This window comes from uncultured Clostridium sp. (assembly GCF_947039605.1).
In the GTDB taxonomy this organism is placed as follows: domain Bacteria; phylum Bacillota; class Clostridia; order Clostridiales; family Clostridiaceae; genus Sarcina.
On sequence record NZ_CAMQZG010000016.1, the window covers coordinates 14045 to 33003 of the forward strand.

Annotated in this window: 24 protein-coding genes and 1 tRNA gene; 20 read left to right on the plus strand and 5 right to left on the minus strand. The window is 28.7% G+C overall.

The window, feature by feature from the left end:
- Positions 1 to 81 precede the first annotated feature (81 nt).
- Entirely contained in the window at positions 82 to 741 is a 660-nt protein-coding gene (locus Q0V24_RS07615) for an HAD family phosphatase (protein WP_297520080.1), read from the minus strand.
- 227 nt (positions 742 to 968) lie between these two features.
- On the opposite strand from Q0V24_RS07615, the gene Q0V24_RS07620 reads away from it, so the two are divergent.
- Both Q0V24_RS07620 and Q0V24_RS07625 read left to right on the plus strand, forming a co-directional pair.
- A complete protein-coding gene (locus Q0V24_RS07620) occupies positions 969 to 1103 on the plus strand; it encodes a hypothetical protein (protein WP_297520082.1) in 135 nt (44 codons plus the stop codon).
- Between the two features lie 110 nt (positions 1104 to 1213).
- Positions 1214 to 2620: an N-acetylmuramoyl-L-alanine amidase gene (locus Q0V24_RS07625; RefSeq protein WP_297520084.1), complete on the plus strand. Its 1407-nt coding sequence runs from the start codon at positions 1214 to 1216 to the stop codon at positions 2618 to 2620.
- A 97-nt stretch (positions 2621 to 2717) separates the two neighbouring features.
- Here the strand turns inward: Q0V24_RS07625 and Q0V24_RS07630 are convergent.
- Positions 2718 to 2793: transfer RNA gene (locus Q0V24_RS07630), tRNA-Pro, on the minus strand.
- Positions 2794 to 2933: 140 nt separating this feature from the next.
- On the opposite strand from Q0V24_RS07630, the gene Q0V24_RS07635 reads away from it, so the two are divergent.
- From Q0V24_RS07635 to rsmI, 4 genes are all read left to right on the plus strand, one after another.
- Complete coding sequence (locus Q0V24_RS07635; RefSeq protein ID WP_297520086.1) at positions 2934 to 3218, plus strand: hypothetical protein; 285 nt, start codon at positions 2934 to 2936, stop codon at positions 3216 to 3218.
- Positions 3219 to 3451: 233 nt separating this feature from the next.
- Positions 3452 to 4744 (plus strand): C40 family peptidase, encoded by a 1293-nt coding sequence (locus Q0V24_RS07640; protein WP_297520088.1) that lies wholly within the window; start codon positions 3452 to 3454, stop codon positions 4742 to 4744.
- A gap of 202 nt (positions 4745 to 4946) precedes the next feature.
- Positions 4947 to 5705, plus strand: coding sequence for a tRNA1(Val) (adenine(37)-N6)-methyltransferase (locus tag Q0V24_RS07645; RefSeq protein ID WP_297520090.1), 759 nt, complete (start codon positions 4947 to 4949; stop codon positions 5703 to 5705).
- Positions 5706 to 5725: 20 nt separating this feature from the next.
- On the plus strand, positions 5726 to 6568 hold the full coding sequence (gene rsmI, locus Q0V24_RS07650) for a 16S rRNA (cytidine(1402)-2'-O)-methyltransferase (RefSeq protein WP_297520092.1): 843 nt from the start codon (positions 5726 to 5728) through the stop codon (positions 6566 to 6568).
- Positions 6569 to 6719: 151 nt separating this feature from the next.
- On the opposite strand, the gene Q0V24_RS07655 is transcribed toward rsmI, so the two are convergent.
- Entirely contained in the window at positions 6720 to 6959 is a 240-nt protein-coding gene (locus Q0V24_RS07655; RefSeq protein WP_055069345.1) for an AbrB/MazE/SpoVT family DNA-binding domain-containing protein, read from the minus strand.
- 600 nt (positions 6960 to 7559) lie between these two features.
- Between Q0V24_RS07655 and Q0V24_RS07660 the strand changes: the two genes are divergently transcribed.
- Together Q0V24_RS07660 and Q0V24_RS07665 are read left to right on the plus strand one after the other, a co-directional pair.
- The gene (locus Q0V24_RS07660; protein ID WP_297520096.1) at positions 7560 to 8156 is read left to right on the plus strand and encodes a DUF1836 domain-containing protein; all 597 of its coding nucleotides are present in this window, start codon (positions 7560 to 7562) and stop codon (positions 8154 to 8156) included.
- A 55-nt stretch (positions 8157 to 8211) separates the two neighbouring features.
- Entirely contained in the window at positions 8212 to 8352 is a 141-nt protein-coding gene (locus Q0V24_RS07665) for a YvrJ family protein (RefSeq protein ID WP_297520098.1), read from the plus strand.
- A 44-nt stretch (positions 8353 to 8396) separates the two neighbouring features.
- Here Q0V24_RS07665 and Q0V24_RS07670 read toward each other — a convergent pair whose 3' ends face one another.
- Positions 8397 to 9284, minus strand: a complete 888-nt coding sequence (locus Q0V24_RS07670; protein ID WP_297520100.1) for an aldose 1-epimerase family protein — start codon at positions 9282 to 9284, stop codon at positions 8397 to 8399.
- Between the two features lie 199 nt (positions 9285 to 9483).
- On the opposite strand from Q0V24_RS07670, the gene Q0V24_RS07675 reads away from it, so the two are divergent.
- Positions 9484 to 10272 carry a YihY/virulence factor BrkB family protein gene (locus tag Q0V24_RS07675; protein ID WP_297520102.1) on the plus strand — a complete coding sequence of 263 codons (789 nt, stop codon included), beginning with the start codon at positions 9484 to 9486 and terminating at the stop codon, positions 10270 to 10272.
- A 78-nt stretch (positions 10273 to 10350) separates the two neighbouring features.
- Positions 10351 to 10692: a single-stranded DNA-binding protein gene (locus Q0V24_RS07680; RefSeq protein ID WP_297520104.1), complete on the plus strand. Its 342-nt coding sequence runs from the start codon at positions 10351 to 10353 to the stop codon at positions 10690 to 10692.
- Between the two features lie 53 nt (positions 10693 to 10745).
- Here the strand turns inward: Q0V24_RS07680 and Q0V24_RS07685 are convergent, their stop codons facing one another.
- On the minus strand, positions 10746 to 11951 hold the full coding sequence (locus Q0V24_RS07685; protein WP_297520106.1) for an FprA family A-type flavoprotein: 1206 nt from the start codon (positions 11949 to 11951) through the stop codon (positions 10746 to 10748).
- Between the two features lie 407 nt (positions 11952 to 12358).
- Between Q0V24_RS07685 and Q0V24_RS07690 the strand changes: the two genes are divergently transcribed.
- The 10 genes from Q0V24_RS07690 (at position 12359) to Q0V24_RS07735 (ending at position 18947) form a co-directional block, all read left to right on the plus strand.
- Complete coding sequence (locus Q0V24_RS07690; RefSeq protein WP_297520108.1) at positions 12359 to 12685, plus strand: DUF6514 family protein; 327 nt, start codon at positions 12359 to 12361, stop codon at positions 12683 to 12685.
- Between the two features lie 20 nt (positions 12686 to 12705).
- Positions 12706 to 13101, plus strand: a complete 396-nt coding sequence (gene acpS / locus Q0V24_RS07695) for a holo-ACP synthase (protein WP_297520110.1) — start codon at positions 12706 to 12708, stop codon at positions 13099 to 13101.
- A gap of 185 nt (positions 13102 to 13286) precedes the next feature.
- The gene (locus tag Q0V24_RS07700) at positions 13287 to 13439 is read left to right on the plus strand and encodes a hypothetical protein (protein WP_297520113.1); all 153 of its coding nucleotides are present in this window, start codon (positions 13287 to 13289) and stop codon (positions 13437 to 13439) included.
- Between the two features lie 171 nt (positions 13440 to 13610).
- Complete coding sequence (locus tag Q0V24_RS07705) at positions 13611 to 13754, plus strand: hypothetical protein (RefSeq protein ID WP_297520115.1); 144 nt, start codon at positions 13611 to 13613, stop codon at positions 13752 to 13754.
- Positions 13755 to 14211: 457 nt separating this feature from the next.
- Positions 14212 to 14775, plus strand: coding sequence for a germination lipoprotein GerS-related protein (locus tag Q0V24_RS07710; protein WP_297520117.1), 564 nt, complete (start codon positions 14212 to 14214; stop codon positions 14773 to 14775).
- 46 nt (positions 14776 to 14821) lie between these two features.
- Complete coding sequence (gene alr, locus Q0V24_RS07715; RefSeq protein ID WP_297520119.1) at positions 14822 to 15976, plus strand: alanine racemase; 1155 nt, start codon at positions 14822 to 14824, stop codon at positions 15974 to 15976.
- 128 nt (positions 15977 to 16104) lie between these two features.
- The gene (locus Q0V24_RS07720; protein WP_297520121.1) at positions 16105 to 16329 is read left to right on the plus strand and encodes a hypothetical protein; all 225 of its coding nucleotides are present in this window, start codon (positions 16105 to 16107) and stop codon (positions 16327 to 16329) included.
- Positions 16330 to 16336: 7 nt separating this feature from the next.
- Positions 16337 to 16696: a type II toxin-antitoxin system PemK/MazF family toxin gene (locus Q0V24_RS07725; protein ID WP_297520123.1), complete on the plus strand. Its 360-nt coding sequence runs from the start codon at positions 16337 to 16339 to the stop codon at positions 16694 to 16696.
- A 488-nt stretch (positions 16697 to 17184) separates the two neighbouring features.
- Entirely contained in the window at positions 17185 to 18009 is an 825-nt protein-coding gene (locus Q0V24_RS07730) for a transketolase (protein WP_297520125.1), read from the plus strand.
- Positions 18006 to 18947 carry a transketolase family protein gene (locus Q0V24_RS07735; protein WP_297520200.1) on the plus strand — a complete coding sequence of 314 codons (942 nt, stop codon included), beginning with the start codon at positions 18006 to 18008 and terminating at the stop codon, positions 18945 to 18947. Before Q0V24_RS07730 ends, Q0V24_RS07735 begins: the two co-directional genes overlap by 4 nt.
- The last annotated feature ends 12 nt before the right edge of the window (positions 18948 to 18959 follow it).

Sequence of the window (18959 nt, forward strand, 5' to 3'; positions counted from 1 at the left end):
AGATTTTGTGAAAAATATTAAGCACTTTTTACGAAAAAACAAAAAAGAAGAATCTCTAAGATAGAGAAACTTCTTTTGAAATTATATATTAACTAAAAGTTCTGTATAAGATTTTATAAATTTATCAGACTTGTCCATCATTTCTTGTTCGTGGTGAGCAGAGTATTCATCATAAACTCCAATTACCTTAAAGTCACCTTTTTTAGCACCTTCTACAGCCACAGGAATATCTTCAAAGACTATTATATCTTTTGGTTCTACTCCAAGTCTTTGTGCTGAAAGCAGGTAAACATCAGGGAAGTTCTTACCTCTAGAAACTTCACTAGTGATAGTTATACTATCAAAAAGGTCTAAGATACCATTAAATTCAAGTGAAGCTTTTGCAAGTTCTACAGAATTGCTAGTAGCTAGTCCAATTTTTACGCCAGAGCCTTTAAGTTCTGTTAAGAATTCAAAAACCCCTTCTTTAAGTTTTATATCTTTACTATATTTTTCATAAGCCATTTCGTGCCATCTAGCACAAATTTCATCAACTGAAAATTCAAGATTAAATCTATTTTTAAAATATTCAGCTGTACCTCTATAGCTAAGATGATTAATTTCTTCTTTTAATTTTTTTAAGTCAATGTTAGCATGTCCAATTTCTTTTATGTAGTCAATATCTATTTGAACCCATACTCCCATTGAATCAATTAAAGTTCCATCTAAATCAAAAATAGCTGCTTTTATATTATTTATCATAAATCCACCCCCTATTAAATTATTCTAACATAAGTGGATATAGAAATTCTAATGAAATGAATATTAACTTGAATTTAGAACAGATTAACACCTAAATGTAAAATAACTAATATATTATTAGAAGATAGATAGATAACATAATTAAAATAAAATAATTTATAGGTTAAAAATTAGCAAAAAAGTCAATGATTATATAGGAAGAATTTTTAAATTAAGGGGGAGCATAAATGAAAATAGCAATAATAGTAGGAATAGTATGGATAATAGGCATAATGTTCTTTTTAGCATTATTTAAAGCAGCAGCAAGAGGGGACAGGATGTTAGAAGAAGATTTTAAAGAAAAAGAGAATGATGAAGAATAACATATTTTTATAAAAATATATTTTAAATAAAATAAGTATTAATAAAAAGAATTATTTTACTTTACCTTTAATATATTAGACTGATAACAATTTTTAAAGGTTGAGGTAAGATGATAGATGTAATTTTAGATGCTAGTCATGGGGGAGATGATATAGGAATTGTAGGTCTTCTTGGAACTAAGGAAAAAGAATGTACTTTGTACATAGCTAAAGCTTGTAGAAATATATTAGAAGAGAGTGGAATAAGGGTTAAATTAACAAGAGAGAATGATGAGTGGGTTGAAGGTGCTAGAAGAAGTGATGTTGCAAATGAAAGTAATGCTAAATGTTTTGTTAGTATACATCTTAATTCTTCAGATGATAGAAGAGAAAGTGGAGTAGAAGTAGTATCTGCAAATAGCAGTAAAGATGTTTCAAGACTTTCATTTAGTCTTCTTAGTTCACTTAGCAATAGTACAAAGCTTAATAGTAGAGGGACAAAGTATAGTGATTTAATATTATTTAAAGAAGTGCGAATGCCATCAGCTATGGTTAAGGTATGTTTCCTTACAAATCCAAGAGAAGAAAAACTTTTATTAGACCAAAAGTTTAATAAAGAAGTTGCAGAGCTTATTGCAGAAGGAATAATAAAGTATATTTCAAATGAAAATGCTAATATGATAGTTGAGGATGGAGAAGCGGTGGAAAGTTTAATGAGAGAAGAAGAGGTAGAAGAAGTAGTGGAAATTCAAACACAAATAGAAACGTTAACAAATATTATTGGTGGGGAAATCCCAGATAGAAATCAAGCTAAGCAGTGGGCAAAGAACAGGAAGTGTTCAGATGAATTTATAGGACTAGTTGATTTATATTGGAATTTATATGAGAAAAAGGGTGGAGTAAATCCAGCTATTGCTTATTCACAAGCACTTATAGAAACTAATAGGGCAAGTCTTCTTATTGATATAAATGATAATTATTTTAATCCAAGTGGTTTAAAAGAAGATAAGAGTGAGAAATATAAGAAATTTACTTCTTGGAAAGAAGGAGTAGAGGTTCATCTAGATCATTTAGCGTTATATGCAGGTGGAAAAGGATATCCTAATAAGGAAAGCCAAGACCCAAGACATTTCTCTTATCTTTTTGGAGTTTGTAAGTACGTTGAGAACTTATCTGGAAAGTGGAATTCTGACCCAGAGTATGGAATAAACATATTGAAGTTTTATTATGAGATATTAGAAACTCAAACAAAAGATGTTTTTAGAGAAAGCATTGAGAGTATAGATGGATTAAAAACACAAATTAGTGATTTTAAGTCTAAAGTTGTATTGATGGGACGAACTCTTGAAGAGGTGTGTAAAGAGTATAATCAAATTTATAAAAGTTTAGAAGTTTTGAAAGATGAAATTGTAACATTAGAAGTTGATAAAAAAGATTTAGAAAGTAAGAATATAAAACTTAATAAAGATGTAGAAGATCAAAAAAGAGTTTTAAAAGATATTGTTAAAATAATTGGTGGAAGTGTAGAAAAAAAATAAAAAAATAAAAAATCCTAACTTGTAGCGTTTAAGTTAGGATTTTTTTATTAAGAATGTTTCTGCAAATAAAAAAAGAATTGCAATTGCAATTCTTAAATGGTCGGGGTGACAGGGCTTGAACCTGCGACCTCATGCTCCCAAAGCACGCGCGCTCCCATCTGCGCCACACCCCGTTGACATTTATTATTATACTATGAGATAGGGGGAGAAGTCAATAAAAAGTTCATAATTTATTTAAAAAGTTTAATAAGGTCAAATATTATGAATAAATTACGTAGAAATGTATTATAATATAGCTTTGGAGGTGGGGAGAATGAAGTCAATAAGTATAGTTTTAATAATTGCCAGTTTCCTTATGATAGTGATGGGAATATTTTTAATGGCAATGAGCAAAAGATATTCAGGGAGTAATGGAAAAATTTCAAAAGTAAACGGTATTAGTCAAATAGTATTAGGTATTTATGGTACAACACTAGGGATAATATATCAATTTGCATCAATGAGTAAAAATTTAATGCTAATATTATTTATAATAGGAATAGTTGGAATAAATATAGTACAAATTACATATAAAAGAAAAATACAAAAAAGTAGTTAATAGTAAAAAGTAAAAAAAAGTAAAAAGAATTTGAAAGTGAGTCGCAAGTGTTGTATAATATGACATAAAGATTAAGAATTTATTACAAATTTAAAAAATTAAAGTGTTTTATAAGAGAATTCGATAATTTAATTTTTAAGGAAGTCAATTTGTAATCTTAAATCAAAGTATGGGGAGGGACATCCTTTTAAACTTAGGTTAGGGAAAGCTAAAGTTTAGGATGAATTTTAATTATGAAAAAGAAAATAATATCACTAATATTAGCAGGTACCTTTGTAATGGGTACAAGTTATCAAGTATTTGCGACTCCTGTATCAGATGGACAGAAAGAAAAAATTGAAACTACAAGAAATCAATATAATGAACTTAATTCTAAAATTACAAAGCTAGAAAGTGAATTAAACACATTAACAGCTAGTATGAATCCAGTTTTCTTTGCAAAACAAGAGAATGATAAAAAAATAGCTGATGTAAAAGCACAAAGTGCAGAAATTGAGAAACAAATTCCAGAACTTAAAAATCAAATTGCAGAAAAGCAAGAGGCTTTAGGGAAAAGAATGAGTGGAGTTTACAAATCTGGTGGGCAAATGAATTATTTATCAATGCTTTTGACATCAGATAGCATAGGTGATTTCTTAGGGAATATGAATGCTATAAGTACAATAATGCAGTTAGATAATGAAGTTATAAAAGAGATAGAAGCTGATAAAGCAGTTTTAGATACTAAAATAAAAACTCTATCAGATCAAAAGGTGAAATTGGACAAGCTTAATGCTGACAATGAACTTAAGATAAAAGAGTTTAAAGAAATGGAAGCTAAACAAAAAACATTAATGACTGAGTTTGATAAAGAAATGAAAAATCTTAATGTTGACCTTACAGTACTTGAAAGACCTTTAGCTAAGCCTTTAATTGATGTTATCAATAGTTCAAGTAGTACAAAAGAACAACTTCAAAGAGCTGTAGATTCATTAAAAGGGTTAAGGAATCAGATAGTAAGCCCGGTTGTTGATAAAGAAATAGTATCAGCAATAGAGCAAGGAAAAAGTAGAATAGAAGAACTTTCTAGACCGGTTATAGTCCCAGAAATACCAGATGCAGGTGGTGGGAATAGTGGTGGAGGATCAGGCAGTCAGGGAGGCGGTAGCATAGTAACACCACCAGCACCATCTGGAAATGTTGTAGAGGCTGCAATTGCAGAAGCTTATAGACATGTTGGAAAACCTTATGTTCATGGAGCAACAGGACCAAATGCATTTGATTGCTCAGGTTTAACTCAATATGCTTTTAGAGCAGCAGGGGTTGGCTTAAATAGAACTACTGGTGGACAAGTAACTCAAGGTAGTTATGTTCCACAAAATCAACTTAGAAGAGGAGACCTTGTATTTACAGAGGGGTCACCATCAAATCCAAGTCATGTGGGTATTTATCTTGGAAATGGACAAATGCTACATGCTGCAAGACCAGGTGTTGGTGTTGTAGTTGGTTCAATGTATAGATATGTAACAGCTAGAAGAGTAGCTTAAAAATTATATGAATTAAGAGCAGACTAGGGGGAATAGTCTGCTCTTTTTATATTAAATAAAAGTTAGGGTTTTATGGTTTTTAATTAATGAAAAGGTTTTAATAAATAATATGATGGAATTGTAAAATGTGTTACACTATGGCATTATTTTTTAGTATTTTATATAATAGAGGTTAGAGTCTAAGAAAAGTGAGTGTGAACATATGAGTAATACTAAAGAAATGGATATGTCTTTATTAAAAGATGATGAAAGTTTAGATGATTTACAACTAGATGGAATTCATTTAATTCAAAAAAATGATGGGTTTAGATTTGGAGTAGATGCTGTCTTATTAGCTAATTTTGCTAATGTGAAAAATAAACATACAGTAGTTGATTTATGCACAGGTACAGGAATAATACCTTTTATTATTAAAGGAAAAAGAAATCCTAAGAAAATAATTGGTGTTGAGATACAGTCCGAGTTTGCAGAAATGGCAAATAGAAGTAAAATGATAAATGGGTTTGATGATGATATAGAGTTTATAGAAGGAGATTTAAAAGATATAAATCTTATAAAAAAACTTCCAAGGGCAGATGTATTAACAGTAAACCCTCCATATAAGCTTAGAAATGCCGGAATAGTAAATGAAACTGATAAGCTATCAATAGCAAGACATGAAATAATGTGTACACTTGAGGATGTTATAGCCTCATCAAGAAAAATATTAAATGATAATGGTAGAATGTTTATAGTACATAGACCAGAGCGATTAGCAGATATATTTACAATTATGAGAAAATATAAAATAGAACCTAAAAGAGTTCAAATGATTCATCCAAATACTAAAAAAGCAGCTAATATTGTTTTAGTTGAAGGTCAAAGAGATGGAGGGGCATTCTTAAAATGGGAGGCACCACTATTTGTTTATGATGAGAATGGAAATTATTCAGATGAGATAAATAAAATCTATGGAAAATAGATTTTTAGGAGGATTTAATTATGACAGGAACTATTTACTTAGTACCTACACCGATAGGTAATTTAGGAGATATAACACTAAGAGCACTTGAAACTTTAAAAAAGGTTGATATTGTTGCAGCAGAGGATACAAGACAAAGTTTAAAACTTTTAAATCATTTTGAAATTAAGAAGCCTTTAATAAGTTACCATATGCATAATGAACAAGGTAAAGGAAATGAGCTTATCGAAAGAGCAAAAAGGGGAGAAAGTATAGCAGTAGTAAGTGATGCGGGAACTCCAGGAGTTTCTGATCCAGGAGAAGTAATCGTTAAAAAATGTATAGAACATGGTATACATTTTGAAGTTTTACCAGGAGCTACAGCTTTTACTACAGCATTAGTTTATTCAGGTCTTGATACAAGTAAATTTATGTTTAAAGGGTTTTTCCCAAGAGAGAATAAAGATAGAAAAGTATTTTTAGCAGATATAGAATCAAGAACAGAAACTATAATGGTTTATGAATCACCTTATAGAGTTATAGAATCACTTTCAGTAATGAAAGAGGGACTAGGAAATAGAAATGTTGCAGTTTGTAGAGAACTTACAAAGTTATATGAGAGTATCTATAGAGGGACTTTTGAAGAAGCAATAGCATTCTTTGTGGAAAATGCACCAAGAGGGGAATTTGTAATTGTAATTGAAGGGAAAACTAAAGAAGCTATAGAACAAGAAGAAAAGGCAAAATGGGAACATATGACTATAGAAGAGCATATTATTTCTTATATTGAAGCTGGTGAGAAGAAAAAAGATGCAATTAAGTCGGTGGCGAAAGAAAGAAGTATGGCAAAATCTGATGTTTATAAATATTCATTAGACTTATAAAATGGTTAAAGACGTCTAAATTAAAATTTAGATGTCTTTATATTTAATAAAAAAATTTATTTTCAAATAAAAAAAACACCCTAAATTGCGATTAGGGTGTTTTTTCTATCTAAAAATGAAAGTTATTTTTAGATGTTATGTTAAGTTAAAATTATTTCTTTAACTCATCAAGACAGTTTTTACAAATGTTTTTACCTTTGTAGTTAACTACATCTCTTGCATCTCCACAGAAGATACAAGCTGGCTCATATTTCTTTAATATGATTTGCTCACCATCTACATATATTTCTAAAGCATCTTTCTCTGCTATATCTAATGTTCTTCTTAATTCTATAGGAATAACTATTCTTCCTAGTTCATCTACTCTTCTTACTACACCTGTTGATTTCATTGTGTTATATCCTCCTTGCAAACTACATCTTTCGACAAAATATATTTTAATGTTAACAAAATTTACATAATAAGTCAACACTTTTGGAAAAAGAAATTAAAAAAAATGAAAATTCTTACTCCAAATATATTATATATTGAATATACTACCAAAATTTTGAAAAGTCAACACATAAAATGATAAAAAACACTTTTTTTGTAAAAAAAGTAATAAAACTTGTCCCTTTTTTGCTAGTAAATAGATATTTTTCTGGAAAATTGAAGTTATAATGCAGAAAAAACATAGATTGTTCTAATAAAAATAACAAAAAAAGGTAGAAAATTTATTTTTTTAGAAAAAATGGAATTTTAATACTGGAAATTAGGAAGTGAGATTTCCAGTGTGAGTTAATACTGAATTACTTTAAAAGTAAATTTTATAAAATATAAATAGTGCAAGATTAAATACAATGTAATAAAAAAGAGAAAAAAAGGAAAAAATTTAAAATACAAAATAAATTATAAAGTATTTGCGAACTATGCATAAAGACAAAAAAGTTAACTTGTAATGTGATTTTATTTACTATATAATTAGGGTAGTAAGTGATTGAGAGGTGTGAACATGGATTCTAAAAGACTAGATAAGGAATATTTTTTAGATTTGGCAAATGAGATGTCACATAATACAATTGTTCCATATGATGAACTACCAAAGTATGATTTGTTTTTATCACAAGTAATAGATTACTTGAATGATGCATTTTCAGGGGATAATTATACTAATAATATAGTACAAAACTATATTAAGAGTGATATAATTTCTAAACCAGTTGATGGTAAAAAAAGAGGATATACAAAGGATCATTTAGCACAATTAGTGTTATTAAGTTATATGAGACCAGTTTTGACAACAGAGGAAATCAAAAATGTTTTTAGCTTAGCATTTAATGATATCAATAATAGAGAAGATGATATTATTTCTTGGAGAGAGGCTTATAAAATATTTTCAGAGATACAGCAGGAGAGTTTTAGTGACTTTTCATCAGGACCGGTTTATAATGATGAAAAATTAAGTGAAAAAATGAAAGAACTACAGTTAGAGCCAAAAGATGAAGAGAGAATAAGAGTATTTATACTTGTGATGTCTCTTGTAGCACAAGCTAGTGCTATAAAGAATATGGTTCAAAACATAGTGAGTGATTATTCAGAAAAAATTTAATTTAAAAACTTCTTTCAAGTAGCATATGTAGTTGTTATAGAAAGGAGTTTTTTTTATGGAAAATTTAATTGATTTAATTGCTAATGTTGGGTTTCCTATAGCAACAACTATGTATCTTCTTATGAGAATAGAAGTTAAGCTTGATAGACTTAGTGTTAGTATAGAAAAATTATGTAATGTTTTGAATAAAAACTAGAAAAAGCCTGTGACTATTAAATTTGATAGTCACAGGCTTTTTATCTATTCGTTGATAGTTACTGTGTAAGCACAAGTAAACTCTTTATCAACATCAAGATTTATAACATTAGGTTTGTTTTTAAATTCATCATCAAAGTCCTCAAAATCAGCATGTCCAAACCAAGGTTCGATACATAAAAATGGTGCACCTTGTGCAGGAGCCCAAAGTCCTAAGTGAGTAAAGCCAGAAAAATCAAATGATATTGATTTGTTATGCTTGTCTGTTTTTACACTTATTATATCTGAGTTAAGCTTAGAACAATTAAATACTAGAGCATCATCTTTAAATAATTCTTTAGATAAGTTGATTTTAGTTTCATTGTTTAATAATTCTCTAGTATTATGAGTGAATAATCCAGTTGAAGTATTAAGCATCATTAATGGGCTTGATTCTTTTTTTTCAAATTCAAAGTAATAATCACTTAAGTTTTCATTTTCTAGTATAGGACACATATAAGCCGGGTGTGCACCTATAGAAAAGTCTATTTTTTGGTTATCTAAGTTTTTAACATTATAAGTTGTTTTAACTGATTTTCCAATAAGTGTGTGTGTTACAGTTAATAAAAACTTATAAGGGTAAACTTTAAGACTTTCATCTGAGTATTTAAGCTTAAAACTAATACTATTATCAGTTTTATTACTTAGTGTAAATTCAGATGTTCTAGCAAGACCGTGTTGTGGTAATTCAAAAGTTTTACCATCTACTTTATATTTGCCATCTCTAACTTTTCCAACGATAGGGAAAAGTATAGGTGCATGATATTTCCAATATTCAGGATTTCCATTCCATAAGAATTCAGTATTGTCTAATTTTGATTTTATACTGTGCAGCTCACCACCATGTTCATGTGCAGTAATATTTAAGAATTCATTTTCTAAATTATAAAGCATATTTTCATCCCCTTTGATTAATTTCTATAAAAATATTATATAATTTATTCTATTATTTTCAAAGAAAGAATAGAAAATAATAGAAAAACATTTTTTGTGCTTAACAATTAATAGTATGAGCATAATATATGATATATAATATATTTGAAATAAAAGTAGAATAGGAGAAATGATGATAAAAAGAATTTTTCAAAACATTATGATCTTTTTTAATAAGATTATTGAAGATGATATATATGCTCTTGCATCACAGCTTGCATACAATTTAATTCTAGCCTTTTTCCCATTTCTAATATTTTTAATGACACTTATTGGGTTTAGTAACTTAAATAGTGAGGCAGTTTTAGAACTTTTAAAACACATAATGCCACTTGCGGCATATCAACTTATAGAGAGTACTGTAATATCTGTAATTAGTACACAACAAACAGGACTATTATGGGTGAGTATAGTTCTTGCTATATATACTTCTTCTTCAGGATTTTCAGCAGTTATAAGAGGGTTGAATAAGGCGTATGGAATAGAGGAAGATAGGTCATTTATAAAAGTAAAACTCATATCAATAGTATCTGTGCTTATGCTTGCAGTTATAATAATTGCCACATTATTTTTATTTGTATTTAGTAATACAATTACATCAGTAATAGTAAAATATATACCTAATCCAGAAATAATATTAGATGTTTGGGCGATTGCAAAAAATATAGTTTTAATATTTGTAATGGTATTTGGCTTTGTTATAATGTATCAAATGATACCTTCTAGAAGACTAGGGTGGTTAAATGTTATCCCAGGTGCAGCTTTTACAACTGTGGGATGGATAGCAGCATCAGCAGCTTTTGGGTACTATGTAAATAATTTTGGGAATTACTCAAGATTTTATGGTGGACTTGGAGCAGTATTTATTTTTATGACATGGATGTTTTTAACTTCATTTATCTTGATACTTGGTGGTGAGGTTAATGCAGTTTTAGTTGATAAAGAATAAAAATCTTTTTTGAAAATATGAATATAAATTTTTGATATGGCTAAAATTTAGATAAGTTAAATTAGGAGGCGTATCAACATGAATAAAATAGTATTAATGGGAAGATTAGTTAAAGATCCAGAAATTAAAAAAGTAGAAAATGGTGATAAAGTATATACTAAATTTACAATAGCTATCAGAAGAGATTATAAATCACTTGATGGTGAGAGAAAGTCTGATTTTATTCCACTTATAATGTGGGAAAAAAAAGCAGAACTTGCTTGTAAGTTTTTAAGAAAAGGTGACTCAATCACTTTAAGTGGAAGACTTATAACAAGAAATTATGAAGAACCTGATGGTAAAAGAAGATACTTCATGGAAGTTTCAGTTGATGAATTTAGAAAGATAAGTCCTTACAAAAAGTTAGAAGAGAGTTGTTAGTTTAAATAAATAAAAAATCCAGTTATCTAAATTTTAGATGACTGGATTTATTTTTATTTTTTTAATATTTCAGTAGCTATTGCTACACCAAACTCAAAACATTCTTTAAGTTCAGTTTCAGAAGGTTTAAAATTAATATTTAAAGATTCTATAGGCATTTTCATTTTAAGTTCTTTAAGTCTTGATTCAAGTCTTGGAACAGATTCTCCACTCCAACCATAAGAACCAAAAGCACCAGCAATTTTACCACCATGTAAAATAGGGTTAAGTCTTGCAAGTAACATTCTTACAGGCTCAAGCATATCAGCAAGAATAGTTGGTGAACCAACTATAAGTCCATCAGCATTAGAAATTTCAGTAAGTATATGTGTATCATCATGTTCGATAATATTAAATAATTTAACATCTATATCTGCAACTGATTTAACACCTTTAGCAATTTCATTTGCGATAGTTTCTGTATAACCATAAGCAGTAACATAGGGTATAACAACTTTTTTCTTTTCATTTGCTAGAAGAGGCTCACACCATTCTTTATAAATATCTATAATTTCTTTAGGATTTTTTCTAAGTATAGGGCCATGTCCAGGACAAATTACTTTTATATCAAGATGATTAATCTTATTAATTGCTTTTAACATAAATGGTTTAAAGGGTCCCATAATGCAATTAAAATAATATTTTAAAGCTTCCATATAATCATCATGATTTTCTATTAAATCATCAAAGATTTTATCAAATGAATAATGTGCGCCAAATGAATCACAAGTAATAAGCGTTGAGTCCTCTTGAATGTAAGTATAAATTGTATCAGGCCAGTGAAGCATTGGAACGGACATGAATTTTAATGTTTTATCACCAAGTGAAAGAGTGCTACCTTCTTTTACTTCTATATAATCAAAATCTCTGTTTACAATAGCTTTAAGATATTTTATTGCTATTTTAGAAGCAACAACTTTTGCATTTGGTGCAATTTTAAGTAACTTCTCAACAGAACCAGCATGGTCAGGTTCTGTGTGGCTAATAACTATATATGAAATTTCTTCAAGGTTAATTTTTAAATCATTAAGTCTTGCAAGGTATTCATCAAAGAAAGATGCTTTAACAGTTTCAAATATAGCAGTTTTTTCACTACCTTTAACGATATATGAGTTATATGAAGTACCATAAGGTGTATTCATTATAATATCAAACACTCTTAATTTAGGGTCAAGAGCTCCAACCCAGTAAATATTGTTTTTAACTTCTACATAGTTCATAAAATATAGTTATCATAAATAATTATGATAACATCCCCCTCTCTCAATAGAACTTTTTTTATAAAAATAATCATTAGGAAATAATTATTATATATTATATTATATTATAAGTTTTTGTAAACAAATATTAACAAAAGATAATTTTTTTATTAAGAGTTATTTTAAATTTAGATAGAAAGATAAAAATTGGAAGTAAATAGATGCAGTTCGACAAAATATCTAATAAGATGTGAAAAAGATTGTAGGAAGTATATTGATTCGGCAAAAAAGGAGATAAATGTAAAAAAAAGATCTTTTTTTCTTCGGATTTCTTTAACATAGTTTGACAGTATTTTTTTATTTAAAGTGTTATTATAAATATAAATACTAGATTATTTAGTTTTTTGAGGTATTATAGGGGGGAAATAATGAGAATAGTTAAGAGTTTAGTTAATATTTTAAAAGCGGAAGATATAACTTATGAATATAAGTATAGATTAACAGAAACATTATTTAAAAAATCAGCTATGTATGGTATAGAAATAGAAAGAGTTGATTATATTAAAGAAGAAATAGTAAATATAGAGAGAGAATCAATCGATAAAGTATCTAAGGATATAACTAAAGTTGAAAAGTTACATTCTTTAGTGTTCGATAACTTAGTATCACCAATTCATTTAATTGATGTTATAGGTGAATATGTAGATAAATACGTAGAAGAAATGAAGGAAGAAAGGGCTATAGCTTATAATTAGGGTGTAGTATTTAAAGTGAAATGATCATAGGAATAGGAACTGACATAATAGAAATCAATAGAGTAGAAAAAGTTATAAATAGAACAGAAAATTTTTTGAATAGAAATTTTTCAGTAGAAGAAGTCAAGTATTTTAAAAGTAGAAATCTAAAAGTAGAGACAATAGCAGGAGCATTTTCGGCAAAGGAAGCTGTGAGTAAGGCAATGGGAACTGGATTTAGAGGTTTTTCATTATCAGATATAGAAATATTAAGAAATGATATAGGAAAGCCCTTTGTCAAAGTAAGTAGCAAGGTTGATAGTATTATTAAAGAAATGGGGATTATAAATTATATCTTTCATTTAAGTATTTCCCATAGTAAAGAAAATGCTATAGCTTATGTTATTTTAGATGGGGATGCAATTAAAGGTGTCTAGGGTAAGTTTTAAATCTAAGTACATAAAAAAAGAGAATATTTTATAATTAACAGAATGTTAAAAAAGAGCAGATTAAGTGAGAAATAGTATTTTTGTGGAGTTGTTAAAAAAAATGTAAAGTGGGAATTTTAAAGGCTTGTAGAAGAATTTTAACCTGAAAATAAAAAGATTTAATCACTGAATTAATGAAGAGACTAAATACTGATAATAGAGTAGTTAAAGGTATTTTTATAATTTGTAACATAACGGTAACTTTTGGATGTTATAAAGAATGTATGATAGAAAAAAAGGTGAATAGCTTTTTAGGAAAAGTTTATCTTGAGGGATTAGAATACTAAGATTTATGTTAAATAAATCTTAAAAAAGTATTTTTCTATCAGATTTAGATTTGGTAAGTTATTTTACCTAAAAGAAACTTTGAAGATCATAAAGGAAATACCAAGAGATTGTAGTAGGTACGGGCAGAAGAAGTACCATAAATGTAGCAGGTATTTCTAGATAGTCTAGATGTGAAAATATCTCGTAGACTTGTAACTTTATGTTCAGATAGTTATACTCAAAGTATAGTTTCAAGCAAAGCAATAGAGGCTATTAGTTGGGATTATGATTTTGATAAAGAAAGATTTAAGAAAATAATAGAAGCATATAAATGAGCTATAATAGAATCAGGACTTAGAAGTAATGACAGAAATTTAGAAATTTCAACTAGTTTTTAAAAGATATTTCTTATGTAAATAAAAATATAGAAAAAAATTTAAAGAATAAGCAAAGAAATATAACATAATAGTTTTACTTTAAAAACATCATACAATAATAGCTGATGATAAAGAGGTATATATCACTCTAATAGAGGAATATGTAATATTATCAGTGAAAGTTAGAGGTTGTTTAACAGGTATAATATTGTCATTACGTAGGCAGGGAGTCAGTTAGATTGATGCAATTATTAGCAGTTATTAATTGAAGAATATATAGTGTAAGTAAGTGATATTATTGAAATTATATCTAGTTTTATAAAGACGCTTTTAGAAAAAAGGTAAAATTATGTAATAAATAGAATTGGAATAGAATAAGATAGCTAATGTAAAGTTCGTTACATTGGGGGATAATATGAAAAATAAAATTCTAGTATCTATTGTTGTTCTAATTCTAATTGTTGTAGGCTCTTTAGCTTTTTTTACTAGCTACAAAAAAAATAATAGTCCAGACAAAATAGTGAAAGACATTATAATGTCAACAGAATACGAGGTAGATGTTTCATACACTACTAAGAATTCAAGAGGTGAATTTACAGAAGAGGCAAAAATATCTCATGCTAATGATGAGACAAAACTTGTTTTACAAGACAAGGAACAAATTTTTTCTAAGGATAAGATAAAGATAAATTATTTTGAGGGAGACAAGCATTTTTCTGTTGATAGAAGTTATGATGAGTTTTACAGATTCTTTTTAATAAATGAATTGCCACAGTATTTAAAAAGTAATGATGTAAAATATAATCAAGTAGATGACAAGATGGTTATTGATTTTAAAACTAATAGTTTGAACAAGAATTTTTCAGTTGCAAAACTTACAGTTAATTTAAGAGAAAGAGAACCAGAAGAGTTAATTATATATGATGAGACAGGAAAAGATAGGGTTGTTGTAAAATACAGCGGGTTTGTTTCAACATAATTTAAGATTTTAAATTATTATAATACAAATTTTACGAGGTGTTTTTATGGAAAGCATAAGACCTGTTTGGGCAGAAGTTAATTTAGATAATATAAGAAATAATATTAGAGAAATTAAAAAGTTAACAAAAGATAAGGAATTAATAGCTATTGTAAAAGCTGATGCATATGGTCATGGCGCTGTTGATGTTGCTCCAATTCTTATTGAAGAGGGAGCAAGTAAACTAGCAGTAGCTGTGATTACAGAAGCATTAGAATTAAGAACGGCTGGAATAAAAGCTGATATTATGATATTAGGATATACGCCTTTAACATTTAGCGAGAAATTGATAACAGAAAACATAGAGCAGACAGTTTATAGTCTAGAGTATGCAAGAGTTTTATCAAGAGAAGCACTAAAATTAAATACTAAGGCTAAAATACAGTTAGCAATTGATACAGGGATGGGTAGAATTGGTTTTTTACCAGATGAAGACTTAGATGATATCATTAAAGTTTGTTCGCTTCCAGGTCTTGAGGTAGCAGGAATATTCACTCATTTTTCAACAGCTGATGAAGAGGACAAAACATATACAAGAGAACAATTTAAAAAGTTTAAAAATATATGTGATGAACTAGAGCGAAGAGGAATACATATCCCATTAAAGCATAGCTCAAATAGTGCAGCAATAATGGATTTAAATGAGACATACCTTGATGGTGTTAGACCGGGAATTATAACTTATGGGTATTATCCATCAGATGAAGTTCAAGTTGCTAAATTAAAATTAAAACCAGCATTAACGTTAAAAACTAATATAGTACATCTTAAAAAGCTTAAAAAGGATATGTACATAAGCTATGGAAGAGCTTTTAAGACGGAAAAAGAAACTATTATTGCAACTTTACCTATTGGATATGCCGATGGCTATACAAGACTTTTAAATGGTAAAGCAAAAGTTATAATAAAAGGACAATTAGCACCTGTTATAGGCAAAATCTGCATGGATCAATGTATGGTTGATGTTACAAATGTAAAAGGTGTTAAATTAGGGGACGAAGTAATTTTAATTGGTGAAGATAATGGTGTGAAATTTAATGCAGATGATATGGCTCAGTTAATAGGAACTATTAATTATGAGATTATATGTATGTTAAAAAATAGAGTACCAAGAATTTATCTTGAGAATGGAGAAATATCAAAAGTGCGAAATTATTTGTAAAAAAACAAAAAAATTGCAAAATATCTAACAACAAAGGAAGAATTCTTTGACTTTGTGACGAAAATTATAATATAATTGAACATACATAAACTCTTTTTAGAAACATATTACAAAAAGGAGAGGTTCTAATGTCACATAGGCAAAAAAATAAAAATTTAAAAAACTTAGAAAAAACTTTAGAAAAATGTCAATTAAATGATGACATATTAATATCATATAGTATAGAGATGTTAGAGATGATGAAAAAGGGGTATAAAGATATGGGAGATATTAATCTTCAGTATGCCAATGAGGCTAGTACTTCTGATTATAAAGATAATGTATATTATGAGATGTGGCTTTGCGGAGTGTGATATATAAATGACGAATGTAAATGTAAAAAGAGGAGATATCTTTTATGCCGATTTAAGCCCAGTTGTTGGTTCAGAACAAGGAGGGATTAGGCCGGTAATAATAATACAAAATGATATCGGTAATAGATATAGCCCAACTGTTATAGTTGCAGCTATTACATCACAAATAAATAAAGCTAAATTACCTACACATGTTGAAATTTCATCAGAGGAATATGGTCTTAATAGGGATTCAGTAGTTCTTTTAGAGCAAGTGAGAACTTTAGATAAAAGAAGATTGAAGGAGAAAATAGGACATATGACAGATGATGATATGAAGAAGGTTAATAAAGCTTTACTTATTAGTTTGAATTTAGATTTGAAATAAGAAGTTTGTTTTTTAAGCAAGATTATCCAATAAATTGGAAAATCTTGCTTTTATTTTTTTGAAAATAGAGTTAATTAAAGTAAGTTTTTATATTTAGCAGGTAGAAATTTAATAGATTTCCTGCTTTGGGAATAACTTATGTAAAGAATTTCATAAAATTTAAAAATACAAATAGTATAGCTAAAAAATTCATATTATATGTTTATTACCCTTATTTTAGTATTAAAAAATAGCACTTTATTTTAAGAGTTAAATTTTTATCAAGTGTTATTTATTTTCAAAGACTAATAGAGTAGTCTAATAAATATTTATGATATACTAAATGGTGCTAGAAAAGATAAAAAGATAAACACAATAGTTATTTTTTATAGAAAAAGTATGAAGAATATGTTAGAATGAAAAAGGAAAAAATAAAAGTGTTTAAAATAATTTAATAAAGTTATAGGCCTTTAAATTATAAATTACAGATTACTCATAGGAGGGTTAATATGAATAATAAAGTGGAAGAATTAAAGAGCATAGCGACAGTCATAAGAAAGGACATCGTTACTATGTTAACAGAGTCAGCATCAGGGCATCCAGGTGGATCATTATCAGCTGCTGATATATTAACAACATTATATTTTCATGAAATGAATGTAGATCCAAAAAATCCAAAGGATCCAAATAGAGATAGATTCGTTTTATCAAAGGGGCATGCAGCACCTGTTTTATACAGTGCATTAGCAAGAAAAGGTTACTTTGATCCTAAAGAATTATTAACTTTAAGAAAACTTGGATCAAATCTGCAAGGTCACCCTAACATGAATGATGTGTCAGGAATAGATATGTCAACAGGTTCATTAGGTCAAGGGGTTTCAACAGCAGTTGGAATGGCTATAGCAGGAAAGCTTGATAAGAAAGATTATAGAGTTTTCTCAGTGCTTGGAGATGGAGAATTAGAAGAAGGTCAAGTATGGGAAGCAGCAATGTGTGCAGCTCATTATAAATTAGACAATTTAACAATATTCGTTGATTTTAACGGATTACAAATAGATGGAGATATAACAAAAGTTATGAGTCCACTTCCAATAGATAAAAAATTCGAAGCATTTAACTGGCATGTAATAGTTATAGATGGACACAATTTCGAAGAGATAATCGGAGCAATTGAAGAAGCTAAGAAAACTAAGGGTCAACCAACATGTATCGTTTGTAACACAGTTAAAGGTAAAGGTGTTTCATTCATGGAAAATGAAGCCGGATGGCATGGTGCAGCTCCAAGTAAAGAGCAATGTGCACAAGCTATAAAAGAATTAGGAGGGGACAAATAATGGCAAAGATCGCAACAAGAGAAGCTTATGGAAAAGCATTAGTAGAATTAGGAAGCGTTAATGATAAAGTAGTTGTTTTAGATGCTGACCTTTCAAAGTCAACAAAAACAGCTGATTTCTCAAAGCAATTCCCAGAAAGATTCATAAATATGGGTATTGCAGAAGCAAACATGATGTGTGTTGCTGCTGGTATGTCAACTTGTGGGAAAATACCATTTGTAAGTACATTTGCTATGTTTGCAGCAGGTAGAGCTTTTGAGCAAGTTAGAAACTCAATCTGTTACCCAAACTTAAATGTTAAAATATGTGCAACTCATGCTGGATTAACAGTTGGAGAAGATGGTGCATCACATCAAGCAATAGAAGATTTAGCATTAATGAGAGCTATCCCTAATATGACAGTTATCTCACCTTCAGATTCTATTGAAACAGAAGCAGTTATAAAAGCTATTGCTGAATATAATGGCCCTTGTTATGTAAGACTTGGAAGAGTTGGGGTTAATGTAATCAATGATAATGCTGATTATAAGTTTGAAATTGGAAAAGGTATCGAACTTAGAAAAGGTACTGATGTAACAATAGTTGCTACAGGTATCATGGTTGATGAAGCTCTTGCAGCAGAAGCAATCTTAAAAGAAGAAGGTATAAGTGCAAATGTTATAAACATACATACATTAAAACCTTTAGATACAGACTTATTAGTTAAGGCTGCTAAGACAACTAAAACAATAGTTACTGTTGAAGAGCATAACATAATTGGTGGACTTGGTTCAGCTGTTTCAGAAGCAATTTGCGAAGTATTCCCAGTTCCAGTTATTAAAGTTGGAGTTCAAGATACATTCGGAGAAAGTGGTCAGCCAGCAGAATTACTAAAAGCTTATGGATTAACTCCAGAGAAAATAGTAGAAGCTGTTAAAAAAGCTATCTCAATGAAATAGTATATAAAAATT

Coding starts and splice junctions, on each gene's coding strand:
- Q0V24_RS07615 (WP_297520080.1), bottom strand. CDS start 741: ATGATAAATAATATAAAAGCAGCTATTTTTGATTTAGATGGAACTTTA.
- Q0V24_RS07620 (WP_297520082.1), top strand. CDS start 969: ATGAAAATAGCAATAATAGTAGGAATAGTATGGATAATAGGCATAATG.
- Q0V24_RS07625 (WP_297520084.1), top strand. CDS start 1,214: ATGATAGATGTAATTTTAGATGCTAGTCATGGGGGAGATGATATAGGA.
- Q0V24_RS07635 (WP_297520086.1), top strand. CDS start 2,934: ATGAAGTCAATAAGTATAGTTTTAATAATTGCCAGTTTCCTTATGATA.
- Q0V24_RS07640 (WP_297520088.1), top strand. CDS start 3,452: ATGAAAAAGAAAATAATATCACTAATATTAGCAGGTACCTTTGTAATG.
- Q0V24_RS07645 (WP_297520090.1), top strand. CDS start 4,947: ATGAGTAATACTAAAGAAATGGATATGTCTTTATTAAAAGATGATGAA.
- rsmI (WP_297520092.1), top strand. CDS start 5,726: ATGACAGGAACTATTTACTTAGTACCTACACCGATAGGTAATTTAGGA.
- Q0V24_RS07655 (WP_055069345.1), bottom strand. CDS start 6,959: ATGAAATCAACAGGTGTAGTAAGAAGAGTAGATGAACTAGGAAGAATA.
- Q0V24_RS07660 (WP_297520096.1), top strand. CDS start 7,560: ATGGATTCTAAAAGACTAGATAAGGAATATTTTTTAGATTTGGCAAAT.
- Q0V24_RS07665 (WP_297520098.1), top strand. CDS start 8,212: ATGGAAAATTTAATTGATTTAATTGCTAATGTTGGGTTTCCTATAGCA.
- Q0V24_RS07670 (WP_297520100.1), bottom strand. CDS start 9,284: ATGCTTTATAATTTAGAAAATGAATTCTTAAATATTACTGCACATGAA.
- Q0V24_RS07675 (WP_297520102.1), top strand. CDS start 9,484: ATGATCTTTTTTAATAAGATTATTGAAGATGATATATATGCTCTTGCA.
- Q0V24_RS07680 (WP_297520104.1), top strand. CDS start 10,351: ATGAATAAAATAGTATTAATGGGAAGATTAGTTAAAGATCCAGAAATT.
- Q0V24_RS07685 (WP_297520106.1), bottom strand. CDS start 11,951: ATGAACTATGTAGAAGTTAAAAACAATATTTACTGGGTTGGAGCTCTT.
- Q0V24_RS07690 (WP_297520108.1), top strand. CDS start 12,359: ATGAGAATAGTTAAGAGTTTAGTTAATATTTTAAAAGCGGAAGATATA.
- acpS (WP_297520110.1), top strand. CDS start 12,706: ATGATCATAGGAATAGGAACTGACATAATAGAAATCAATAGAGTAGAA.
- Q0V24_RS07700 (WP_297520113.1), top strand. CDS start 13,287: ATGAAGAGACTAAATACTGATAATAGAGTAGTTAAAGGTATTTTTATA.
- Q0V24_RS07710 (WP_297520117.1), top strand. CDS start 14,212: ATGAAAAATAAAATTCTAGTATCTATTGTTGTTCTAATTCTAATTGTT.
- alr (WP_297520119.1), top strand. CDS start 14,822: ATGGAAAGCATAAGACCTGTTTGGGCAGAAGTTAATTTAGATAATATA.
- Q0V24_RS07720 (WP_297520121.1), top strand. CDS start 16,105: ATGTCACATAGGCAAAAAAATAAAAATTTAAAAAACTTAGAAAAAACT.
- Q0V24_RS07725 (WP_297520123.1), top strand. CDS start 16,337: ATGACGAATGTAAATGTAAAAAGAGGAGATATCTTTTATGCCGATTTA.
- Q0V24_RS07730 (WP_297520125.1), top strand. CDS start 17,185: ATGAATAATAAAGTGGAAGAATTAAAGAGCATAGCGACAGTCATAAGA.